Here is a 21,134-nt window from a genome sequence, read left to right on the forward strand (position 1 = left end):
GCGGTTAGGCAGCGGCTCCGGCTTCCGGTTCCATTGGATTGAACAGGCCTGCTGGTGATTTTGTGAAGATATCGCAGCCTGTTGAGGTGATGCCGATGGAATGTTCAAACTGAGCAGACAGTGTTTTGTCTTTGGTTTCAGCCGTCCAGCCGTCTTTCAGCACTTTCACATCTGGTCGTCCCAGATTTACCATTGGTTCAATTGTGAAAATCATGCCTGGTTTCAACACTGTGTATGTGCGTTCTTTCTTAGGATTATGTTCCTCACCGTAATGCAAAATATTTGGCGTGTCATGGAAAAGCTTGCCAACGCCATGACCGCAGAAATCACGGACCACAGAGCAACGCTCTGATTCTACATAAGATTGAATTGCATACCCAATATCGTTGGTCGTATTGCCCGGTTTGGCAGCTTCCAGAGCACGCATCAGAGATTCGTGAGTGACTTCTATGAGGCGCTTGGCTGCAGGCTTGAGTTTGCCAACGGGATACATGCGGGAACTGTCGCCGTGCCAGCCATCAACGATGTAGGTGACGTCGATGTTGACGATGTCACCTTCTTTCAGCTTCTTCTTTGAATCAGGGATACCGTGACAGATGACGCGGTTGATAGAGGTACAACAGGACTTGCTGAAGCCACGATAGTTCAGTGTTGCCGGAACGCCGCCGCGCTCTTTACCAAAGTTGAAAACGAAGTCGTCAATTTCCTGCGTTGTGACGCCCGGTTGCACCAGTGGCACAAGTGCGTCAAGGCACTGCGCAGTCATCTGGCTTGCTTTGCGCATACCTTCAAAATCTTCCAGACTGTAGATCTTGATCTGGCCGGTATTTTTCAGGGGCGCGTTGGCAGCGTCTACGTAGTCGATCATTTTCCCGTTTTTTCCTTGTTCCGTTTCGCGCAGGGACGAACGCAGATTACATCATGAGGAACTGTAAAATGTCGTTATGCTTGCTCGCAAGCCCTGCTTCTCCGTAGAAGCTTCTCCTATTTTTTTAGGGGCATTCTAGGGAGTAATCTGGTGTTTCCCCACTTATATCGGGTATTTTTGAAAGGTGTAGAGAAAAAAGGAGGTCAGATCCTTAACTGCGCACGCATTTTGTGAAGCCCGTTGCTTTTCGTGGTTCCTGTAGGGATTCTATCGATTTTTTCAGGCGCTTAATCCGGGATAAGCCATAGGAACTTCTTGGATAACGGAAAAGAGGCACTTGCACGAAAGTGGTTTGCTCGTGTACTCAGGTGCCTGCAAGCGGTCGTGGTGGAATTGGTATACACAGCAGACTTAAAATCTGCCGCCCTTGGGCTTGCGGGTTCGAGTCCCGCCGTCCGCACCAAATTACTTTCCCAAAAAACTTAGATAGTAAACTGGTATTCGCCTTCTTGAGCGGAGACTGCTGGTGGTATGCGGTTTTCTTCGAAGAGGTCGTAACCCCGTTTGAGGTTGCGCCAGAAGTTCAGCCAGTTTGAGTTGGTGTGCTTGCTGAGGTTTTCCTCTGTCATCTCAAAGGGAAATATGTGGACTGGGACAGTTCCTTGCCCGTTCTGAAGGGCAGCTTCCACAAGCAGGTAAATTTCCTCGATATGTTGATTGGTCATGGCATAGCAGCCGATGGAGAGGCAGTTGCCGTGGACCATCAGGTAGGAGCCGGTGCGGTCCAGTGACTGATCAAAAGCATTGGGGAAACCGAGGTTGAAGGAGAGGTGATATCTGCTGTTTGGGTTCAGTTGTCTAGCTGACACATTGTAAAAGCCCTCAGGAGACTGACCGTCGCCTTCTTTCAGCTTTGGCCCCAGATCACCAGAGTATCTGCAAATCTCCCATGACTTGTAAGGCTGATAGGTTTTGCCAGACCGGATCCACGCTTCCAACCGGCTTTCTTCTTTGAAGACACGTAGGAAAACAGGGTTTCCCAAGGACATTCCTTTGAAAGTCAGATCTGCGCGCAGGGCTGGCAAGCGCTCATCTTTAACTTTTGTGAGATTTGCGGAACCGGGTAGATCATAGGGCAAGAGTAAGTACGTGGCGAAGACTGCCAGCATTACGAAAAAGGCCGTGCCGACTGCCCAAAGGAGCGGACGAGAAATGATTTTTGCCATGGAAGGTCCGATTGCAAATCACTGAAAACTGAGAGTGGCAGATAAGAGAGGCAATGTGGCCAAGTCATGGTTCGCACTGGAAACTCTGTGAAAAGGTCACTCTGATATTCCTGTGGCGTAAGAACGCAGCGTATTTGTTTTGCTTTTCTTTGATAAAACAGATGCTAGTGTCCGGGCCCATTCTGATCTGATTGCTCTATTGTGCTATAGAGCGTTTCTATCAAGCGTTGTGTGAAGGGTGATCTTCCTTGGATATTCGGCAGTTACAATACCTCGTTACTCTGGCTCAAGAGCGGCATTTTACGCGTGCCGCTGCGGCTTGTAATGTGACGCAGCCAACGTTGTCGGGCCGAATTCGTCAGTTGGAGATTGAGCTGGGCGTTCCCATTATTGAGCGCGGCAAGAAGTTTCATGGACTGACGGCGGAAGGTGAGCGCATTCTCGTTTGGGCGAAGAAGGTGCTTGCGGACTGCAACAGTTTGCGAAACGAGGTTGCGGGTAAAAGTGCTGAGGTGTTTGGCAAAGTCAATATCGGCGTTATTCCGTCTGCGGATGTTGCGACAGCCTCCCTTATTCTGGATTTGAAGAAGAGCCACCCGCATGCACATGCGACGATCCAATTGATGAGCCATGATGAAATCCATAAGGCTCTTGAGGATTATCAGATCGATGCGGGCATCACGTACACTCAATTCAGCGATGCAAAGAAACACAGCAGTTTCACGCTGTATGAGGAAGACTATCGTCTATTCATGCCAGCAGGGCATCGCCTGCAAGGGGTCGACGCAGTGGAATGGGAGACGGCTGTGAATGCCGGGGCGATGGTGGCGCTTTCGCCGAACCTGCAAAATCGGTTGATGGTAGACAGCACGCTACGGTTTTTAGGTGTTGAGTTGGATCCTGAGATTGAGGCTGAAACGATCCCATCGCTTGGCGGGTTTATCCGTGCGGGGTACTGCGCGATCTTGCCGGAGTTTTCTGCCTTGTCGCTTGGGGCAGGGATTGTTTCCGTACCGCTGATCAAACCAGTTGTTTCGCACAGCATTGGTATGGTGATGACAAAGCGTGAGCTGGAGCCTGCGATTATCACATCCCTGGCTGATTGCGCCGCACAGTATAAGAAGCCGCTGATACCAGAGCAGGCTGATTAGCAAAGTAGCATTGCTTTAGAGCCCGTTGTGTTCATTTACATTCACACCTCATGCTCTAACTCCTTTATTCTGCGCGAGTTCTTGTCGTTTGATTGGATACAATCAAACGGAACGCGCTCTAGAGCTGCTCATAAAAAAAGCCCGCGATCATCGCGGGCTTAGTTGTTTGGGTTTGCTTTTTATTCAGCAGGCATTGGTGCAGATGTTTGTTTGCCAGATGCTGCCGGTTTTGTTGTTTTAGCTTCTCCTTCGCCCAGTGCGTCCTCAGCCATATGATACTTCGGATGGACTGGCTTCATGAGAAGGTTGGAAACGAGTGCCGCGACGAGCAAACCAGCCATCACATACATTGTGGTGTTGTAGAGGCTCGGAGTTGGATCAACTGTGCCTTCCGGAGCTACTTCCATCAGTCTTGAGACAGAGATGGATTTTGCTGCGATGAGCTCAGCCAGTTTCTCTTTGCCTTCGCCGAAGGTCTGGAGGAATACGGCTGGATCAACCTTTTCTGCAAGCTCATGGATTTTGGTGTTTACAGACCGTTCGCGCAGGAATGTGATGAGGAACGGACCAGCTACACCTGCTGCAGACCATGCGGTGAGCAGGCGACCATGGATACCGCCGACGAATTTGGTGCCGAAGATATCTGCCAGATAGGCGGGGATTGTAGCGAAGCCACCGCCATACATGGTGAAGATGGTCATGGTGGCTGCGTAGAACATCACCAGCCACATCACGGATGGGCTTGCGCCTGCTTCAGCTGCGATGAGCGGAATGGAGAGGTATAGGAAAGAGCCCAGCACGAAGAAGACGGTGTAGGTGTTTTTGCGGCCAATATAGTCAGAAAGGGTTGACCAACCAAGGCGGCCCATGGCGTTGAAGACAGAGATCATCAAGACGTAGGTTGCGGTGAAGGCTCCATCCACGATGGTTGGCATGCCGTTGCCGAAGATCTCGTAGATCATGGTTTTGGAAACGGAGATCACACCGATCCCAGCTGTCACGTTGAAGCAAAGCACGATCCAGAGCTGGTAAAACTGTGGAGTCCGCAGAGCTGTATCGATGTGCACATGATTGCGAGTGATTAGACCCTGTTTGGCTGGATCTTCTTGTGGCGGTTCCCAACCTTCTGGTCTCCAGCCCGGTGCAGGAATGCGGTAGGCGAAAGATGCCAGGATCATCACGAAGAAGTAGACGATACCCAGTGTGAGGAAGGTTGATGCTGCGCCAGTGTTACCTGTGCCTGCAAGGTATACGCCTGCTTGGGCACCGTCAAAGGCTGCTTCTGCTTGAGATGCGCTTACGACGATGGCTTCCAGCTTTTGGCCTGCGACCTGCACGTAGCGGACACCGTTTTCTACGGTTGTTTGCACGTCAGCGAGTGGACCGAGATAATCAGGTGCTTTGGCGTAAAGGTTCAGAAGCCAGCTTTTCAGCGGAACTGCGATGATTGCGCCGCCGCCAAAACCCATAATGGCCATACCGGTTGCCAGACCTCGGCGGTCAGGATACCAGCGGATCAGGGTGGAGACAGGTGAAACATATCCAAGGCCGAGGCCACAACCACCAATGACACCGTACCCCAGATACAGTAGCCAGAGCTGGTGGGTCATGATGCCAATTGAGCCGATGATGTAACCACCACCCCAGCAGAAGGCAGCTGTTGTGCCAACGCAGCGTGGGCCGACTTTTTCAAGCCACTTGCCTGCGACTGCGGCAGATAAGCCAAGAAACAGAATTGCTACAGAGAAGATCCATACCACGGAGCTGAGAGACCAGTCTTCAGCTGCGGGTGCTATGCCTCCAATTTCTCTGACAAGTGCTGGATTGTAGATACTCCATGCATAGGCAGAGCCGATGCATAGGTGAATTGCAATGGAAGCCGGTGGAACGAGCCAACGATTGAAGCCCGGCTTGGCTACGATCGCGTCTTTCAGCATAAAACTTGGTATTTTAAACATCAGCAAACCCCTAGAGCAATCAAAGCAGGTTGCATTGCCTCGCCCGGCAAACTGCCTTGACCTTGTGTTGCGACTACATTCTTTTTCCGAAAACCGAGCCCCATTCCGGGAATGCGCCTAGGAGGCAGGCGAGAGGGAGGAAGCCTGCATCCATACGTTGAGTCTGCATCTAACACATGGTGAGTTGAAATCGCCAGCGTCTATCGCGTTATAGATGTAATCTATTACAGCGTGGGTTTGTGGAGGGAAGAGAAAGGCCGAAAGCAGAGGCTAGTGCGGTGAAAAATTTGCACGCTTTGATTTATTTTGAAATATCAGATGAGTAGCGCTGCTTGGTGCTTACGAATATGCCAGATGGGTGTGAGTTTGTCATCCGTACTGTGTGTTACTGACGTCAGGTTTTACTCAGGTGCGTATTGTCGCAGTGCTTGCGGAAACGAAAAAAGCGCACCGCTGGGCGATGCGCTTTTTGGAATTTGGTGCGGTTCAGCTTACAGGAGAGCTGGAATACCTGGAAGCATGCCTACTGCTGCCATTGCCAGAGTACAGATGATTACTGCACCTGCTGGAATGATGATGCGGTCTGCAAAGCTCAGGCGTTCTGCACGTTCCTTGTCACCAATGAGACCATTGTTGTCGAGGAACATGGTGATTGCCCATGCCAGAACTGGGTTGGTTACGATTGCTGCGAAGATGCAGATACCAGCGGAGTTGGTGTCGTTGCTGGACTTCACCATCTGCAGGCCAGCTTCCAGAAGTGGAAGGAACACGCCAACCAGCAGAGCACAGGACATCACTGGCTGCCATACTGCTACGTCCATTGGGTAGCCGATGGTTGCGATGACGATGCAAAGTGCGCCAAGCAGGATTGCGCCAGCAGGGATTGGACGCTTCGCGATCGCAGCTGGGATCATGTAGGTGCCCCAGGAAGAAGTGATGTTACCACCGCCGAAGAATGTGCCGGTGAACTGACGCAGCGAGCAGCAGGTCATGGTGTCATCAACGTCCATCAGAACTTTATCGGTGTTCTTAGGGTAGTTGAGTTCCTGGAAGATACGGTGACCAAGGAAGTCCGGAGACCACATTGCGACTGCCAGAATTGCCCAAGGCAAAGATGCAACGAAGTGGTTGAAGCTAGGAATGCCGAGCTGCCAACCGGTCTCAGTAGATCCCCACCAGTACCATGGGTTCATGTTTGGTAGGCCAGGAGCTGTGGTGAACTGAAGGTCAACACCAGCGCCGAGTGCGAGAGCCAGAACTACCGCGATGACGGAGCAAGCTGGAATTGCGAGCCAGCGCTTACCGATCTTTGCGAGGAAGGCATAGAGCACGATGTTGACTGCAAAGATTGCCAGAGCGACGTAAGAGAGGCTGTAAGCAAGGTCATGCTTCGCCTGTAGGCCGCCAGCCCAGCTAAAGAGGGATGTGATTTGCCCCTTTGCCCCCATGAAGCCGAGGAACACGAGCAAGCCGCCTGCAACGCCCTGACTGGTCAGGTTTACCAGACGAGAGCCGCCTTTGAAGTAACTGAGAAGCAAGCCGAAGGCACAGACGAGAGCTGCCAGCGCCAGAGGATGCGCGCCTGCGAGAGCGATAGAGCCAATGAGTGGGATCATTGGACCGTGGTTGCCCGCAAGGTTTGCGCGTGGGTTGAGGAAGCCTGAACCGATGATGCAGAAGAGCAGGGCCGGAATGAGCATCTCAACGCGGACCACTTCAATGATCCATTCAGCGCCAAGATTGACGTGCGGCCATTTTGCTGTGAGGCCGGTAGCCCATGCTGTCATAACCGCAGAGTACATCACGGAGATGCCGATTGTTCCTGCAATTGCCGGAACAAAATCTTCCATTTCAAAACGGAAGTCGCGGCCCGGCAGGTTGAGACCCCAACGGCGTGGTTTCATAATCTGGAGTTCGTGGTCTAGGTAATCAGACCGTTGTTCGAACTCACTCGCAGGCTTGTGTGCCTCGCTATAGGATTCTTCGTGCTTGTCTGTCTGCTGAAGCATAACAGCCATTCTCCATAAAACTGACGGGAGAAAGGAGAGTGTGGCTTCACGGTGCTTGCTTTGTGAGCGAAGCAGATGAAGGCATCTCACCTCATGGCCTTGATTTCTGGTTTGCTGGGAGGAGTTGGAACCGTCAGGATTTTTGGGTTTTGAGTTGCAGCTTAATGGGAGGTGTTAAAGTGCAACTGCGTCAGCGGCTTCAAACTCGCTGTAACTTTCCTTCCGGGTTCCTGGGTCTTTTCAAGAGACCTTGCAAACCACAAATTCAGACCATGAATACCCTTCCCCTGTTCTTCAGTTCCGAAAGGCCCCTACCTGAAATGACGTAGGGAAGCTTACGGTGTTCAGCGAGAACTTGCAGAAGGATGCAGCTTAAATAAAATCGTATGAGTCTATCGCGTTATTGATGAAATCTATAAGGCGAAAAACTGCGACAATATGAGCTATCTAATTGATTTTGTTGAATTGCCCCGGTTTTGAGTTCAGTGAAATTTCAGTCTGCAATATCTCATTTAAAACAATAGTATAATGAAATTAATTCAGTTGGAGCGTGTGTTAAGGCTGATGAAAAACGTGATCTGAGAGTCACATCCTGTCGCGGTAGAATGACTTATAGGTAGTATTGTCGCAGCGTTGTGGGAATGTGCGATACAAGTGTTTTTCCGAGTTTAAATGATGCGTCACAGATACCAAGTTGGCGCCATGCAAGGCTAAATTGCAGTTCTACTATGGTGCACTTCCATGCTCCGAGGATATCTTGATAAGAAAAAACTTGGCTGCCCTCTACTTTTGGCGTAGATAGGCGATCCATCCTGCCGGACTTTTCTGCGGGCTCGTCACGGGCCTTCAAATTTTCACTTCCCAGTAACCTCAAAAATCATCGGACCGATTTGTTACGTCTGTTTGCTGAGAAGTTTAACCGAGTTTCTGTAGGATTTGAGATTAAAGCGTGTTGGTGCACTCGCCAGAGGCGAAGCCCATCTGAAAATGAGAGATATTATGGCACTGGTGGGTCCCGTATTACGGGTGCTTGGATACTTTCTGGTTGGGCTGGCCATTTTGATGCTGGCACCTGCATTGCTGGATATTTACTTCAGCAACCCGGACTGGATTGCGTTTGCGCTCTCCTCGCTCTTTGTTGGTCTGCTTGGTCTATTGCTTGCTGTTTCTACGGCCAATTACAAACTTGAACATCTCACCATTCGTCAGGCGTTTTTGCTGACTACAGCATCCTGGATTGTCATGCCTGTCTGTGGCGCTCTGCCCTTTCTCAGCCTCGGGATCGGCTTTGAGAACGCGTTTTTTGAAAGTGTTTCAGGATTTACGACCACAGGTTCTACGGTTCTGATTGGTTTGGATGGTATGCCTCCGGGACTGTTGTTCTGGCGTTCCCTGACCCAGTGGATCGGCGGTGTTGGCATTATCGTTATGGCGATCTTGCTCATGCCTTTGTTGCGTATTGGCGGTATGCAGCTGTTTCGGACAGAAAGTTCTGACCGTGGTGAGAAGATTGTTGCTCGTGCGACGGATCTGACGCGCCTTATAGGTGGCGTCTACATCATGCTGACGCTGACCTGTGCGATTCTTTATGTGTTCTCCGGCATGTCGTTGTTTGATGCAGTGAACCATGCCATGACGACGCTGTCTTCCGGTGGTTTCTCGACACATGATGCTTCGTTTGCTTACTTTGAGAGTACGGCGGCTGAGTGGGTGGCAGTTGTCTTCATGCTTGCTTCCGGCCTTCCGTTCGTTGTGCTGATCAAATCCCTGACCAAGAACCCGAAAGCGCTCTTGCAAGATCCGCAGGCGAGGGCGTTTATCTTTGTCATCATCATCCTTTCCAGCATGACGGCGCTGTATCTCGGTATTGAGAACAAGTTCACGTTTGGTCGAGCAGTGGTGGAGGCGTTGTTTGTGGTGATCTCAATCATTACCACGACGGGCTACGGTCTTGGCGATTACACAGCGTGGGGCCCACCGATGATGGGTTTCTTCCTGATGCTGACGTTTATTGGCGGCTGTACGGGCTCGACCAGTGGTGGCATCAAGATTTTCCGCTTCATCGTGTTCTTTGGTACTGTTCGTGCGTACATGAATAAGATGATCCGGCCTGATCAGGTGGTTCCTGTCCGGTATGGCGATACAAAGATCACGCCTGAACTGGCTTTCTCGGTTCTTGCGTTTTTGGTAGTCTATATGGCCACTGTGGGACTGATTACTGTCATTCTTGGTGGACTTGGTTTGGATCTGGTGACTGCTATGAGCGCAGCGACGACTGCGGTTTCTAATGTAGGCCCAGGACTTGGCGATGTTGTTGGCCCTATCGGAAACTTTGCCGACATCCCCAATAGTGCGAAGATTGTGCTTTCTGCGGCAATGTTGCTGGGGAGATTGGAACTTTTTACGGTGCTGGTGTTGTTTAACCCTCAATTCTGGCGTTGACGCTACGTCCCTGAAAGACTAGGGATTTCGTGCATTGAGCATGTTTGGGCTGTTCGGCTTCATTCTTGTTGTGTGAATAGGTAGTTGCCCGATTAATTCAATTGCCAGATATCACTAAGTGGCCTAAAACCAATGCTTCATAAATGTTTGAGAGCATACCGTTCCAATCTCGTCCGTTAAGGGACAATATGTGACTAGCGGGCGGGTTAAATTGGATTTTATATCGGCGGATTGATTTTGGTTTCCATACGACCGGTTTTAAGTGTGCTTGGGTACCTTTATGTTGGCCTCGCTGCTGCCATGCTTGTCCCTGCATTTGTGGATGTTGTGTCGCGTAATGCTGACTGGCAAGCCTTTATTATTTCATCGTTAATTACCGGTCTGGTTGGCATGTTGCTCATCGTGGCCATGGGTGGTGCGCTGCGTGACGGGCTAGACACACGCCAGACCTTTATCCTGACAACTTTATGCTGGGTCTCATTGCCTGCGTTTGGGGCTCTGCCGTTTTTGTGGCTGGGTATTGCGTATGTTGATGCTGCGTTTGAGGCAGTGTCGGGATTCACCACCACAGGCTCTACAGTTCTGACAGGTCTTGATTCACTTCCACCGGGGCTGCTTGTGTGGCGTTCGCTGATGCAGTGGATGGGCGGGGTTGGTATTGTCGTTATGGCGATCGTGCTTTTACCGTTTCTACGCATTGGTGGGATGCAGCTGTTTCAGACAGAAAGCTCCGACCAGAGTGAGAAGATTGTTAGCCGTTCCATTGAGTTGATCCGCCTGATCAGTTTGACGTACCTGTTTCTGACCAGTCTTTGCATCGTGCTTTACTGGTTCTCTGGCATGACGATGTTTGATGCGTTCAACCATGGTCTCACGACAATTGCGACAGGTGGTTATTCCACGCATGATAACTCCTTCGGGTATTTTACCAATCCAGTGACTGGTTGGATTGCGGTTGTCTTCATGATTGTGGGCGCGCTGCCATTCGTGCTTATCATTCAGGCGCTGCGCGGGCAGCCGTTGTTGCTGTGGCGTGATCCTCAGGTGCGGGCGTTTCTGTGGCTGGTGGGTCTGATCTCTCTTGCTCTGACGATTTATCTCGGTACTTCTGGCAATGCTGACAGTTTTGGCAGTGCCATCCTGCAGTCTGCGTTTAACGTGATTTCTGTGGTGACGGGCACTGGCTACGCCATGGGGGATTACACCTCCTGGGGTGCTCCGGTGATCGGTCTTGCATTCCTGCTCAAGTTTGTTGGTGGCTGTACGGGCTCGACAACGGGCGGTATCAAGGTCTTCCGGTTTCTTGTATTCTTCGGAACGGTGATCGCGCATATGCGGCGGATGGTGCGGCCAAACCGCGTGATCTCTGTGAGCTATGGTAACACGCACCTGACACCAGAACTGACGTTCTCTGTTCTTGCGTTCCTCGTGGTTTACATCGGCACCGTTGGTATCCTGACGCTGATCCTTTCTCTGTTCCATCTGGATCTGGTGACTGCTGTGTCTGCCGCTGCGACATCCGTTGGTAACGTTGGCCCGGGCCTTGGCACCATGATCGGGCCATCTGGCAACTTTGCTGCGCTGCCTGATCCAGTGAAATGGATCTTATGCTCTGCGATGTTGCTGGGGCGTCTGGAACTGTTTACGGTTCTCATTCTTCTGGATCCTGATTTCTGGTCCAAATAATCTGAATAATTTGGAAGGTCGCTATGCGATTTGATGTACCGCTGGTCACTGGCCGGCTGATTAAGCGTTACAAACGGTTTCTGGCGGATGTGACCCTCGATGATGGCGGTGCTGAAATCACAGCTCACTGTGCCAACTCGGGCTCCATGATGGGTTTGAAAGATCCGGGCATTAAGGTCTGGCTGACGCCCAATGATGATCCGAAGCGCAAGTTGAAATACTCTTGGGAAATGCTCGAGATTGACGGTGCGATGGTGGGCATCAATACCAGCCGTCCAAATGGGCTGGTCGAAGAAGCGATTGAAGCTGGGCGTATTCCTGAGCTTGTCGGTTATGAAAAACTGCGCCGCGAAGTGAAGTACGGCAAGAATTCTCGTATCGATATTCTGCTGGAAAGTGAGGGCGACAAGCGCACCTATGTTGAGGTGAAGAACGTCACTCTGGCCCGCGAAAATGGAATTGCCGAGTTCCCGGATGCTGTGACCGCACGTGGTGCGAAGCATCTGGATGAACTGGCAGATATGGTCCGGGAAGGCCATCGCTCAGCGATGGTGTTTTTGATCCAGCGCGATGATTGCGATGCGCTCGTTCTGGCCCGTGATATTGACCCGAAATACGGAGAGGCTTTTGATGCGGCTGTGAAAGCCGGCGTTGAAGTCTATGCGATTGGGTGCCGCTTGGATGCTAACGAGATCATCGCAGACCGGGCTATTGAGGTGCGGTGCTGAGGCGGAAGAGCTTAAGAAGAGCAGCGTATCAAATGACTGTGGCTTGGCTAAAAGTACGTTTTCTGATGACAAGTCTGCCCCTGCACGATAAGCACCACATGGCACCCCATGCAGCGTTGAACTGAAGTTCCCGAAGGTCGGGATGAGCAAGGCGGCAGGCAATACCTGCGCTACTTGTTAGATATGAGTCTTTGGCATTGGCTACGCGCCTTGCCCGGGCATTTTGATATGGACAACATCGCCTCTTATCCTGAAAGACACGATAGCCGGTTTCCCGGAAGGATAGCGGCTTTGCTCAGATAAGTTTCCGTATCCGAACAGGTCTTCTACCCCTGACATTTGCCGCTCTGACCAGAAAATGTCACTGCGTGATGCCCTTCAGACTTGGGTCCTTCCTCTCAGACCATGCAGTCACGCCTGAAAATCGGTTCCACCGGACCTTTGAAAGATGCGTTACTTCTCCCAAAAGCCCCACCCAGCCCACGACATGCTGACGGACGGTCCGCCAGCAGCCCGTCACGTGGGCATAGGATTAGTATGTGCACATAACCGAACGAGGGGGATAAGTTTGTCAAAGATAGTTGCCAGCCCGATGTTATTCATCGTTTTGTATCGCCTCGTCCAAAATGCGTTTGTGAAGGCTGGGTCGTTACCAGCTCATTTCAGTCGATTGAACTAAAAAAGCCCCGGCGGTGAGGCCGAGGCTTTGGAAACTCTTATGCAGAATTCCGGCGGGCTGGTTAGCCTGCGGTATCTTTAGAGATTGGTGGCTGGAACTGCATGCCAAGATCCCATGGGAAATACACCCAGGTGTCCTGAGAAACCTCAGTCACAATGGTATCAGCCAGATCGCGGCCCATTGGCTTGGCGTAGACGGTTGCAAAGTGTGCTTTTGGCAGCATTTCGCGAACAACTTTCGCAGTCTTACCGGTGTCGACCAGATCGTCGATAATGAGAATGCCTTCGCCACCTTCAGAGCCGACTACTTTGGGGTCGATTGGCTTGATGACCCTCAACTCACCCTGATCGTCGTAATCATGGTAGGATGCAATGCAAACTGTTTCGATGGTGCGAACACCCAATTCGCGCGCAATAATGCCAGCTGGAACAAGGCCACCACGTGTGATGGCTACAATCGCTGTAAATTCGCCTTTGTCGGCGAGGCGCCAAGAGAGGGCACGGCAATCGCGGTGGAATTGGTCCCAAGAGACCGGGAATGCTTTGGATTGCTGCTGATTATCCATGTGTCTTCTTTCAAAGAAATTTTGTCTTTGCAGCTTCTACGGCTGCTCGGACGGCTTCACTGGCCTGTTCCAGTACATCATTTGACCTAGATCGCACAACAACCTGTGTGGAAAATACTCCATCTTTTGACTGCGGATAGGAGCCAATTGAGGTTTCGGGGAAGTTTTTCTGTATTTCCCCTAGGTCTGTAGCAATGCGACTCTCAGGAAGAGCGGCCTCAATAGTCACTGACAGCATCTTTTGACTGGTTTCAAGCGTTGGTGCAATGGCATCGACCATGGATTGCATGATGGCTGGTACGCCTGCCATCACGTGCACGTTCTCCATTCTGAAACCGGGTGCGATGGACACCTTGTTTTCAATCAGGTCGGCTCCATCAGGAAGGCGGGCCATGCGCTTGCGGGCAGGGGTAAAGTTCTCTGCGCCGTAGTGATCTTCCAGAAGCTTGTAAGCGCGTGGGTCCAGATCAATCGAAACGCCGAAGGCCTTTGCTACGGCATCTGCTGTGATGTCATCATGCGTTGGGCCAATCCCGCCGGATGTGAACACGTAGGTGTATTCTGCGCGAAGAGCGTTGACGGCTTCGACGATCTTTTCTTCTACATCAGGAACGACGCGGACTTCAGACAGATCGATGCCGATATCTGTGAGGTAGGATGCCAGAAAGCCGATGTTTTTGTCTTTGGTCCGACCAGACAGGATTTCATCGCCAATAACGACATATCCCGCTGTGATGATCTTATTGGTCATGGCTTTCTGTATTCCTGAACTATGGGTGGCTTTGACAGCTAGAAGGCGTTGTATTCATACACCAAGCTCTAGCTCTTCATTTTTATGCGTATGCTTATCCGAAAACCGGAGCCACCTTGGGGGAGTAGGCTCTAGTTTCAATCGTTATGATCTTCTGGCGACCACTCATAGATCCAGTTCAACCGGTCAAGAAGCTGACTTGGTGTGTTGGACCGCATGACAAGGTCTCGTGCAATGCGAAGAGGGAAGCCCATATGGTAGACCCAATCATTCCATTTAACGAGCTTGCTCATCTTTTCAATACGTGGACGGCGGGCAGTCTCGTAGGCTTGCAAGGCTTGCGGTGTCGCACCATGTTTGTCGACCATCTTGGACAGGACTGCAGCATCTTCGATTGCCATTGCCGCGCCTTGCGCTGAGAATGGCAGGATCGCATGAGCAGCATCGCCGATAAGTGTTACAGGCCCTTGCGTCCACGCAGGGCGAGTGTCGACCTCGCACAATGACCAACGGGTCCACGTTTCCGGCAGGTAGACCAGGCGCAACGCTTCTGGCGCCCAATTGCGGAAGTGTTTACGGACGTGATCACTGCCAACCGGATGGGACCAGGTGTCCTCTTTCCAGTCTTCCTTCGTGATGGCGACAATGTTGAGCAGCTTGCCATTCTTTACTGGGTATTGAACCAGATGGGCATCGCGAGCGAGCCATAGGCCTGAGGTGCTCAGCAGAGGTTCCAGATTGAAAGGCGGCTCTGCTGTTGCTCTGTACGCTACAAACCCGGTGTGTTTGGCCGGTGCGCCACCCAATGTGTTCTGACGGATGCTTGAGCGGACACCGTCAGCCCCGATGAGCAGATCAAACTGATCCGGCACGCCAGCAAGAGCTTCTGCGAATGCCGCTCCCTGAAGCTTAACGGTATCACCCTTGATTTCGGCGGTCTCTACCTTGGTATCCAGCCGCAGAGTGACTTCCGGTGTGTTCTGGACAGCTTCCAATAACAACTGTTGCAGATCTGCCCGGTGGATCACGTAGTATGGCGCGCCATAGCGGTCTTCAGCAATGCGGCCAAGTGGAACAGTTGCAAGTTGAGACCCATCTTGGCCGGAGCGTATATTGACGCTGGCTGGAGAGACGGCTCTGGACATGAGCGCAGGGCCTAAGCCAAGAGCCTGCATACATCTCATTGCATTGGGAGATAGCTGAATTCCCGCGCCGACTTCGGAAAGCTCTGGGGCAGCGTCAAACAGGAAAACACTGTGGCCCTTACGGGCAAGGTATAACGCAGCTGTAAGTCCGGCGATCCCGGCTCCTGCGATAGCAATATTTTTTGGTATCATTACGCAGCTTGCTTGCCGTGCTTTGCCTGAGGTTATCGGGATCAGGCAAAGCAATGTGATTACTGTTTATTCGTTTTATCGGTCAGATGACGCGGTTGTTAAGCCGCATCAGGTACCCAAGCGCAGTCGGCTGGATTAGATTCTGCGGAACCGAGCTCAGCATCGTAATGGTAAAGCGTTGAGCAGTATGGGCAGATTATGTTGTCATCAGCACCCATGTCGAGGAATACGTGTGGGTGATCCTGTGGGGGGCGTGCGCCAATGCACATAAATTCTTTAGCGCCGATTTTAATGGCGTCAACGCCATTGGTGTTGTGAAAGTGGGGTACGACTTTACCGGCCATTTTTTCGCCAAGCTCCATGGAACAAAAATTTGCCGCCGACATTAAATTGGTTCGGGTGAAAAAGACAGGTTTTCTAGTTGATTGATTGCTTTGGGGCCTACGCGGTCCACAACTGTACTGCGTTTTTTCACCTAGCGTTGAGGTTTTTCGGCGGAACTGGTGTTGTCTCAGCCTCTGTGAATAGTTGAGGGACTAGTCCAAATTGATAGTTCTTTGGCCTTTTCTTTCTCCACCCTTACATTTACCCTCCCATGATCCCGTAGTTTTCCTTTACGTAAACGTTAGGTAATATGCCAATATTCAATAATAATGATCACCCTATCGCTTATCTTGATGAAGGAGAGGGCGATCCGATCCTGCTGATCCACGGATTCGCATCCAACAAGTTCGTCAACTGGGTGTATCCTGGTTGGGTTGATTTGCTGGTGAAGGATGGGCGTCGTGTGATTGCGATTGATAATCGTGGTCATGGCGAAAGCTACAAGTACTACAATGCAGAGGATTATGGCGCTCCGGTTATGGCCGAAGATGCGCTGAAACTGCTGGACCATCTTTACATCGATCAAGCAGATCTGCTTGGCTATTCCATGGGAACCCGTATTTCTGCGTTTTGTGCGCTTCAAGCGCCGGACCGGGTACGCTCGCTGACCCTTGGCGGGATGGGATATGGTTTGATTTCTGGCGTAGGTAATCCAGAGCCGATCATTGAAGGTCTGCTGGCGGATAAAATCTCCGATGTGAAAGACCGGACGGGCCGTTCCTTCAGGGCCTTTGCAGAGCAGACTAAGTCTGATCGACGGGCGCTTGCTGCTTGTATGCAGTCAGCTCGCAAGCCAATTTCCGAGGACATGGTATCTAAGATTACGGCGCCGACACTTGTTGCCGTTGGTACAAACGATGACGTGGCGGGTGATCCTAAGGCGCTTGCTGATCTTATGCCGAATGCGAGTTATCTGGAGATTACCAACCGGGATCATATGACCGCTGTTGGTGACAAGATTTTCAAAAAAGGCACATTAGAGTTTTTGGAGCAGTTTTCATGAATAGAAGCACCCACGAATTTATCGGAGCCGATGGCAATTGCATCGTTGCAGACCGGTTTGGCTCAAAAGGCCAGCCGGTGATGATGATGCATGGTGGCGGGCAGACGAGACATTCGTGGGGCAAGACTGCTGAGATGATCGCCAATGCAGGGATGCAGGCGTTTTGTCTTGATATGCGTGGGCATGGTGACAGTGCATGGGTTGATGGAGAGAAGTACTTCTTTTCTGACTTTGGTGCCGATGTTGCCGCTGCTGCCTCTCAGATCCATGAGGAAACCGGTCTCAAACCAATTGCGATCGGTGCGTCCTTGGGTGGGCTTGCATCTATTCTGGCGGAAGGGGCGTTGCGTCCTGGTGTTCTTGCTGGTGTCATTCTGGTTGATGTGACGCCGCGCCTTGATGAGGGCGGGGTGAGCAAGATCCTTTCTTTCATGGCCGAGAAGGTCGAAGACGGATTTGGTAGTGTGGAAGAAGCTGCGGACATGATCGCGTCTTATCTCCCGCACCGCAAGCGTCCCAAAACGTTGGACGGCCTTTCGAAAAACTTGCGCTTGCGGGAAGATGGGCGCTATCGCTGGCACTGGGACCCTCGCTTTATCACGCATCATGCTGATCGTGCTGATATGAAAGACAAGGTGCAGAGTGAGCTGCTCGAGGCGGCAGCCAATCTCAAAGTGCCGAGTATGCTTGTTCGCGGGGCGGCATCAGAGCTCGTGAAACAGAGTCATGTAGATGAATTTCTCGCATTGGTTCCCCATGCGCAATTCACAGATGTGAAAGAAGCTGGTCATATGGTGGCAGGTGATGTGAATGATATTTTCACTGCTGCGATCATGCCGTTTCTAAAAGAGTACCAAGCTGCAGCTTAAAATTAGAACGAGTTTCTGACTTTTGGAAGAAACGTAGGTTCACTTTCTAATTGATATGGCAGGTTTGGTACGCGCTTTCTCTAATGGCAATACTGCGTGATGTACTATAGGCGGATAATTCATAGTGATTAGGTGGGGCTTGGATTGAGACAGTCTGCACCTATGTAAAGTTGAATAGGTCCTATCCATAAAGGAACGCTCTTTCATGGTGCAATTTTCTTCAAGTAGCCCCAAGGAGTTCGCGTCGCATGATCCTGTTTGGGATCGCGTGAAAGCCGAAGCCCAAGCGATGGCCAGTTCTGAGCCTGCGCTTGCGTCTTTTGTGTACGAGACGGTGCTGAACCATTCTTCTTTAGAGGAAGCGATTGTTCATCGAGTGGCTGACCGACTGGGCCATGTGGTTGTTTCTTCTTCTCTTATTCGTCAAACTTATCTGGATGTACTGGATCAGGCTCCTGATATTGTTCAGGCATTCCGTGTTGATCTGGGTGCTGTGTTTGACCGTGATCCTGCCTGTGACCGGTTCTTGGAGCCTCTCCTTTACTTTAAAGGGTTCCATGCGCTGCAGACCCATCGTTTAGCCAACTGGCTGTGGAAGCAGGGACGAGAAGATTTCGCGCTGTACCTGCAGAGCCGTTGCTCCGAGGTGTTCCAGATGGATATTCATCCTCAGGTTCCAATTGGACGGGGCGTTTTCTTTGATCATGGTACCGGCATTGTGGTTGGCGGAACTGCAGTGATTGAAGACGATGTCTCCATTCTGCAAGGTGTGACACTTGGTGGTACGGGCAAGGTCACTGGCGACCGTCATCCGAAGATTCGTCAGGGCGTGCTGATTGGTGCAGGTGCTAAAGTTCTTGGTAATCTGGAAATCGGCCATTGCTCACGTGTTGCAGCTGGATCTGTGGTTCTTAAAGATGTTGATCCGTGCACGACTGTGGCGGGTGTTCCTGCCAAGGTTGTGGGTGAAGCTGGTTGCGACCAGCCGGCTCGAGCCATGGATCAAATGATCGGTCAAGGTCAAGGACTTTCCTCGCAAAACAAACAAGGATAAGCTAGTTTCCTAGGGTTGGCAGGACGATAAACTTGTATAGTTTGTGCCCCAAGTTTGAAGTGAAATTGGTAAGGAGACGGCTGTGAAGCCTGATGAAATTCGTAAGGTGCAAACCTACATGCGCAACACTTTCAAGTCGCCAGAACTTGAAGTGCGTGCGCGTCCTCGTAAAGATGATTCTGCAGAAGTTTATATCAGCGACGAGTTTCTCGGTGTTATCTTCCGCGACGAGGAAGATGGCGAACTGAGCTGGAACTTCCAGATGGCTATCCTTGATATTGACGTGGAAGGCCTCTAAGGCTTCACGCAAAATCTGATGGATTTGAAGGGCTCCGTTTCGGGGCCCTTTTTGCATCAAAATGAGACTCTTGAGCGTTGAATGCGTCCTGAATTGAAACGGGATGGAATTTGCTCATCTGCATTAATTTCCTATGCGTTTTCCATATGTAAATATTAATAGGAGGTTAACTCGAGGATAGCACACGGCATAGGAATTGCTTTCAACTGCACAGTAACGCGTTTGAGCTGGATTGAGTCAGCTTAGAAGGGGGAGTGCATGCTGGGCGATTTGTTTTTGGCCGCGTTTATAGCGGCTTCTGGTTTTGTGACTGCGGGAATTCTGGGTAGCTTCTATCACTTGGTGACTGGCGAGCCGCCGCGATTTTTTGCTGAGATGAAAGGGCCTGTGTCCTGGTTAATTGTTGTCGGACTATGGCTCGTTGCTGGGCCGTTCATATTCATGCGCAATGCGATCCAAGGGTATTACCGAGAGTCGTTTAGTCCCAAGATGCTCGCTGCGGCGGGAGGGCTCACCGCTATGTGGAGCATTCTTTCCGGCACGTTTGTTTTGAGTTTTCTCTTGGCACTTTGAGCAAGCCGTATGCTAGATTGCGCGGGATTTGATTTGTGCAATCTAGGAGAACCTTGTGCCTTTTTATAAGCTTGGAGACAGAAGCCCTAATGTTCCTGAAAATGGAAACTACTGGGTCGCGCCATGTGCAAGTCTGATTGGGCATGTGCAGCTGGATGAAGAAGCGAATATTTGGTTTGGCGCTGTTTTGCGTGGCGACAATGAGCTTATCCATATTGGTGCACGTTCCAACATTCAGGATGGCTCGGTTCTTCATACAGATCTGGGGTATCCGCTGGTTGTTGGCGCAAATTGTACGGTTGGTCACAAAGCGATTTTGCATGGATGCACTGTGGGGGAAGGCTCGCTTATCGGAATGGGTGCGACAATCCTCAATGGGGCTAAGATTGGTAAGGGCTGTATTATCGGCGCGAATGCACTTGTTCCTGAAGGCAAGGTTATTCCAGACGGTTCTCTGGTTATGGGAATGCCGGGGAAGGTGGTTCGTGAGCTGGATAATGAAGCTCAGGCAATGCTTATCCGCTCAGCAGATGGCTATGTGATGAATGCGCAGCGCTTTAAAGAGCAGCTGGTTGAACTCTGAAGCCATCACGGCTTTTTAAAATAGAACAAGCCGCGGCGTTTCCCGCGGCTTTGTTGTTTGCCAACACCTTGGCTGCTTTATTCTGGAATGCTTGCAACGGTGGTGACGCGTTTATCCGAAATGGCGGACCAGGCAGAAGCATGGCGAGCGGATTGTCGCTTCACGTAGCGGTATGGGGTTGAGTACCAAGGCAAGATTGAAGAGATCTGATTATCTAGAATGAGATCTCCCTGGTCAGTACGCACGCTCAAGACAGCGTGCCCACCATTGCTCAGGTCTTTCACAACCGTTATGAGCAGGGAGCTTGGTGGCCAGCCTAAGGCAATGAGTTGCCGCTGTTTTTCCAGAACGTACTCTTCACAGTCACCAGCACCTTGCGGGTATGTCCAGTATTCGGGCACTCCGAATAGTTGCTCGTCGGTTAGTGGGCGAACTTGCGTATTGATTGAGGCGTTTACATCCAGCAATTCCTGCCAGCGCTCTTTAGTCAAGCGGACAACCAACGGTGTGTTGGTGCCATAGCGGCACTGTTGTGGGTAGTTTTGACAGAATTCAATATGACCAACGGGGGCACTGGCTTGTCCGATAACTGGCATAAAGCGTCCTGGAACTTGCTCAGCGTGAGCCTGAGACAGGCTTATTAGCCCGCCCAATGCGACCCCCAAAACACTTTTCGCGAACAGCTTATACTCAAACACAAGTAGCGCCCTCCAATCATGGCAGGCTCTACTTTCCTTCGCGCGCTTTTATTTGGTTATAACCTTTAAAGTCAGTATTTAATCAAAGTTGACCAGTATTTGAATCAAGCTTGAATATTAATTAAATCAATATTTCCGAAAATAAGAATCAATATTAATTCAAATTGTAATTAAGCTAAGACTCCGCAGGAAACTGGAGTTTCTGATGAGAGGTAACAAGAATTTTATGGTTTAGTTACAGTTAATTAGAGAGTAGAGATGTGAAGCTGTGC

19 protein-coding genes and 1 tRNA gene are annotated in these 21,134 nt (G+C 50.9%); 11 read left to right on the top strand and 9 right to left on the bottom strand.

Annotated elements, in window-relative coordinates; genetic code table 11:
- Window positions 1–4: 4 nt before the first annotated feature.
- Window positions 5–868 (bottom strand): type I methionyl aminopeptidase, encoded by an 864-nt coding sequence (gene map / locus BM231_RS17680; protein WP_093521382.1) that lies wholly within the window; start codon window positions 866–868, stop codon window positions 5–7.
- Between the two features lie 378 nt (window positions 869–1,246).
- On the opposite strand from map, the gene BM231_RS17685 reads away from it, so the two are divergent.
- Window positions 1,247–1,331: transfer RNA gene (locus tag BM231_RS17685), tRNA-Leu, on the top strand.
- A 19-nt stretch (window positions 1,332–1,350) separates the two neighbouring features.
- Here BM231_RS17685 and BM231_RS17690 read toward each other — a convergent pair.
- Window positions 1,351–2,094 (bottom strand): L,D-transpeptidase family protein, encoded by a 744-nt coding sequence (locus BM231_RS17690; protein WP_093521383.1) that lies wholly within the window; start codon window positions 2,092–2,094, stop codon window positions 1,351–1,353.
- A 248-nt stretch (window positions 2,095–2,342) separates the two neighbouring features.
- Between BM231_RS17690 and BM231_RS17695 the strand changes: the two genes are divergently transcribed.
- A complete protein-coding gene (locus tag BM231_RS17695) occupies window positions 2,343–3,245 on the top strand; it encodes a LysR family transcriptional regulator (protein WP_063289544.1) in 903 nt (300 codons plus the stop codon).
- 179 nt (window positions 3,246–3,424) lie between these two features.
- Here BM231_RS17695 and BM231_RS17700 read toward each other — a convergent pair whose 3' ends face one another.
- Window positions 3,425–5,203, bottom strand: coding sequence for an OFA family MFS transporter (locus tag BM231_RS17700; protein ID WP_093521384.1), 1,779 nt, complete (start codon window positions 5,201–5,203; stop codon window positions 3,425–3,427).
- A gap of 491 nt (window positions 5,204–5,694) precedes the next feature.
- Window positions 5,695–7,212, bottom strand: a complete 1,518-nt coding sequence (locus tag BM231_RS17705; RefSeq protein ID WP_208860470.1) for a DUF3360 family protein — start codon at window positions 7,210–7,212, stop codon at window positions 5,695–5,697.
- A 1,026-nt stretch (window positions 7,213–8,238) separates the two neighbouring features.
- Between BM231_RS17705 and BM231_RS17710 the strand changes: the two genes are divergently transcribed.
- The 3 genes from BM231_RS17710 (at window position 8,239) to sfsA (ending at window position 12,068) form a co-directional block, all read left to right on the top strand.
- On the top strand, window positions 8,239–9,654 hold the full coding sequence (locus BM231_RS17710; RefSeq protein WP_093521560.1) for a TrkH family potassium uptake protein: 1,416 nt from the start codon (window positions 8,239–8,241) through the stop codon (window positions 9,652–9,654).
- A gap of 234 nt (window positions 9,655–9,888) precedes the next feature.
- Window positions 9,889–11,340 (top strand): TrkH family potassium uptake protein, encoded by a 1,452-nt coding sequence (locus BM231_RS17715; protein WP_244310616.1) that lies wholly within the window; start codon window positions 9,889–9,891, stop codon window positions 11,338–11,340.
- A gap of 23 nt (window positions 11,341–11,363) precedes the next feature.
- Complete coding sequence (gene sfsA, locus BM231_RS17720; protein WP_093521393.1) at window positions 11,364–12,068, top strand: DNA/RNA nuclease SfsA; 705 nt, start codon at window positions 11,364–11,366, stop codon at window positions 12,066–12,068.
- A gap of 740 nt (window positions 12,069–12,808) precedes the next feature.
- Here the strand turns inward: sfsA and gpt are convergent.
- From gpt to BM231_RS17740, 4 genes are all read right to left on the bottom strand, one after another.
- The gene (gene gpt / locus BM231_RS17725; RefSeq protein WP_093521394.1) at window positions 12,809–13,312 is read right to left on the bottom strand and encodes a xanthine phosphoribosyltransferase; all 504 of its coding nucleotides are present in this window, start codon (window positions 13,310–13,312) and stop codon (window positions 12,809–12,811) included.
- 10 nt (window positions 13,313–13,322) lie between these two features.
- Entirely contained in the window at window positions 13,323–14,063 is a 741-nt protein-coding gene (locus BM231_RS17730; RefSeq protein ID WP_093521395.1) for a competence/damage-inducible protein A, read from the bottom strand.
- 137 nt (window positions 14,064–14,200) lie between these two features.
- Entirely contained in the window at window positions 14,201–15,400 is a 1,200-nt protein-coding gene (locus BM231_RS17735) for an FAD-dependent oxidoreductase (protein ID WP_093521396.1), read from the bottom strand.
- Between the two features lie 98 nt (window positions 15,401–15,498).
- Window positions 15,499–15,744: a zinc-finger domain-containing protein gene (locus tag BM231_RS17740; protein WP_057462674.1), complete on the bottom strand. Its 246-nt coding sequence runs from the start codon at window positions 15,742–15,744 to the stop codon at window positions 15,499–15,501.
- 290 nt (window positions 15,745–16,034) lie between these two features.
- Between BM231_RS17740 and BM231_RS17745 the strand changes: the two genes are divergently transcribed.
- From BM231_RS17745 to BM231_RS17770, 6 genes are all read left to right on the top strand, one after another.
- Window positions 16,035–16,787, top strand: coding sequence for an alpha/beta fold hydrolase (locus BM231_RS17745; protein ID WP_093521397.1), 753 nt, complete (start codon window positions 16,035–16,037; stop codon window positions 16,785–16,787).
- Window positions 16,784–17,656 carry an alpha/beta fold hydrolase gene (locus BM231_RS17750; protein WP_093521398.1) on the top strand — a complete coding sequence of 291 codons (873 nt, stop codon included), beginning with the start codon at window positions 16,784–16,786 and terminating at the stop codon, window positions 17,654–17,656. Before BM231_RS17745 ends, BM231_RS17750 begins: the two co-directional genes overlap by 4 nt.
- Window positions 17,657–17,861: 205 nt before the next feature.
- A complete protein-coding gene (gene cysE / locus BM231_RS17755) occupies window positions 17,862–18,710 on the top strand; it encodes a serine O-acetyltransferase (RefSeq protein ID WP_093521399.1) in 849 nt (282 codons plus the stop codon).
- Window positions 18,711–18,792: 82 nt separating this feature from the next.
- On the top strand, window positions 18,793–19,008 hold the full coding sequence (locus tag BM231_RS17760; RefSeq protein WP_093521401.1) for a DUF3126 family protein: 216 nt from the start codon (window positions 18,793–18,795) through the stop codon (window positions 19,006–19,008).
- A 258-nt stretch (window positions 19,009–19,266) separates the two neighbouring features.
- The gene (locus BM231_RS17765; RefSeq protein ID WP_093521403.1) at window positions 19,267–19,581 is read left to right on the top strand and encodes a DUF6949 family protein; all 315 of its coding nucleotides are present in this window, start codon (window positions 19,267–19,269) and stop codon (window positions 19,579–19,581) included.
- A gap of 55 nt (window positions 19,582–19,636) precedes the next feature.
- Entirely contained in the window at window positions 19,637–20,164 is a 528-nt protein-coding gene (locus BM231_RS17770) for a gamma carbonic anhydrase family protein (protein ID WP_093521405.1), read from the top strand.
- A 77-nt stretch (window positions 20,165–20,241) separates the two neighbouring features.
- On the opposite strand, the gene BM231_RS17775 is transcribed toward BM231_RS17770, so the two are convergent.
- Window positions 20,242–20,862 (bottom strand): transglutaminase-like cysteine peptidase, encoded by a 621-nt coding sequence (locus BM231_RS17775; protein ID WP_093521407.1) that lies wholly within the window; start codon window positions 20,860–20,862, stop codon window positions 20,242–20,244.
- Between the last annotated feature and the right edge of the window lie 272 nt (window positions 20,863–21,134).

Source organism: Pseudovibrio ascidiaceicola (assembly GCF_900114245.1).
In the GTDB taxonomy this organism is placed as follows: Bacteria; Pseudomonadota; Alphaproteobacteria; order Rhizobiales; family Stappiaceae; genus Pseudovibrio; species Pseudovibrio ascidiaceicola.

Bases quoted from the DNA above. Each gene is read 5' to 3' on its own strand.
- map (WP_093521382.1), bottom strand. From the start codon at position 868: ATGATCGACTACGTAGACGCTGCCAACGCGCCCCTGAAAAATACCGGC.
- BM231_RS17690 (WP_093521383.1), bottom strand. From the start codon at position 2,094: ATGGCAAAAATCATTTCTCGTCCGCTCCTTTGGGCAGTCGGCACGGCC.
- BM231_RS17700 (WP_093521384.1), bottom strand. From the start codon at position 5,203: ATGTTTAAAATACCAAGTTTTATGCTGAAAGACGCGATCGTAGCCAAG.
- BM231_RS17705 (WP_208860470.1), bottom strand. From the start codon at position 7,212: ATGCTTCAGCAGACAGACAAGCACGAAGAATCCTATAGCGAGGCACAC.
- sfsA (WP_093521393.1), top strand. From the start codon at position 11,364: ATGCGATTTGATGTACCGCTGGTCACTGGCCGGCTGATTAAGCGTTAC.
- gpt (WP_093521394.1), bottom strand. From the start codon at position 13,312: ATGGATAATCAGCAGCAATCCAAAGCATTCCCGGTCTCTTGGGACCAA.
- BM231_RS17730 (WP_093521395.1), bottom strand. From the start codon at position 14,063: ATGACCAATAAGATCATCACAGCGGGATATGTCGTTATTGGCGATGAA.
- BM231_RS17735 (WP_093521396.1), bottom strand. From the start codon at position 15,400: ATGATACCAAAAAATATTGCTATCGCAGGAGCCGGGATCGCCGGACTT.
- BM231_RS17740 (WP_057462674.1), bottom strand. From the start codon at position 15,744: ATGGCCGGTAAAGTCGTACCCCACTTTCACAACACCAATGGCGTTGAC.
- BM231_RS17745 (WP_093521397.1), top strand. From the start codon at position 16,035: ATGCCAATATTCAATAATAATGATCACCCTATCGCTTATCTTGATGAA.
- BM231_RS17750 (WP_093521398.1), top strand. From the start codon at position 16,784: ATGAATAGAAGCACCCACGAATTTATCGGAGCCGATGGCAATTGCATC.
- cysE (WP_093521399.1), top strand. From the start codon at position 17,862: ATGGTGCAATTTTCTTCAAGTAGCCCCAAGGAGTTCGCGTCGCATGAT.
- BM231_RS17765 (WP_093521403.1), top strand. From the start codon at position 19,267: ATGCTGGGCGATTTGTTTTTGGCCGCGTTTATAGCGGCTTCTGGTTTT.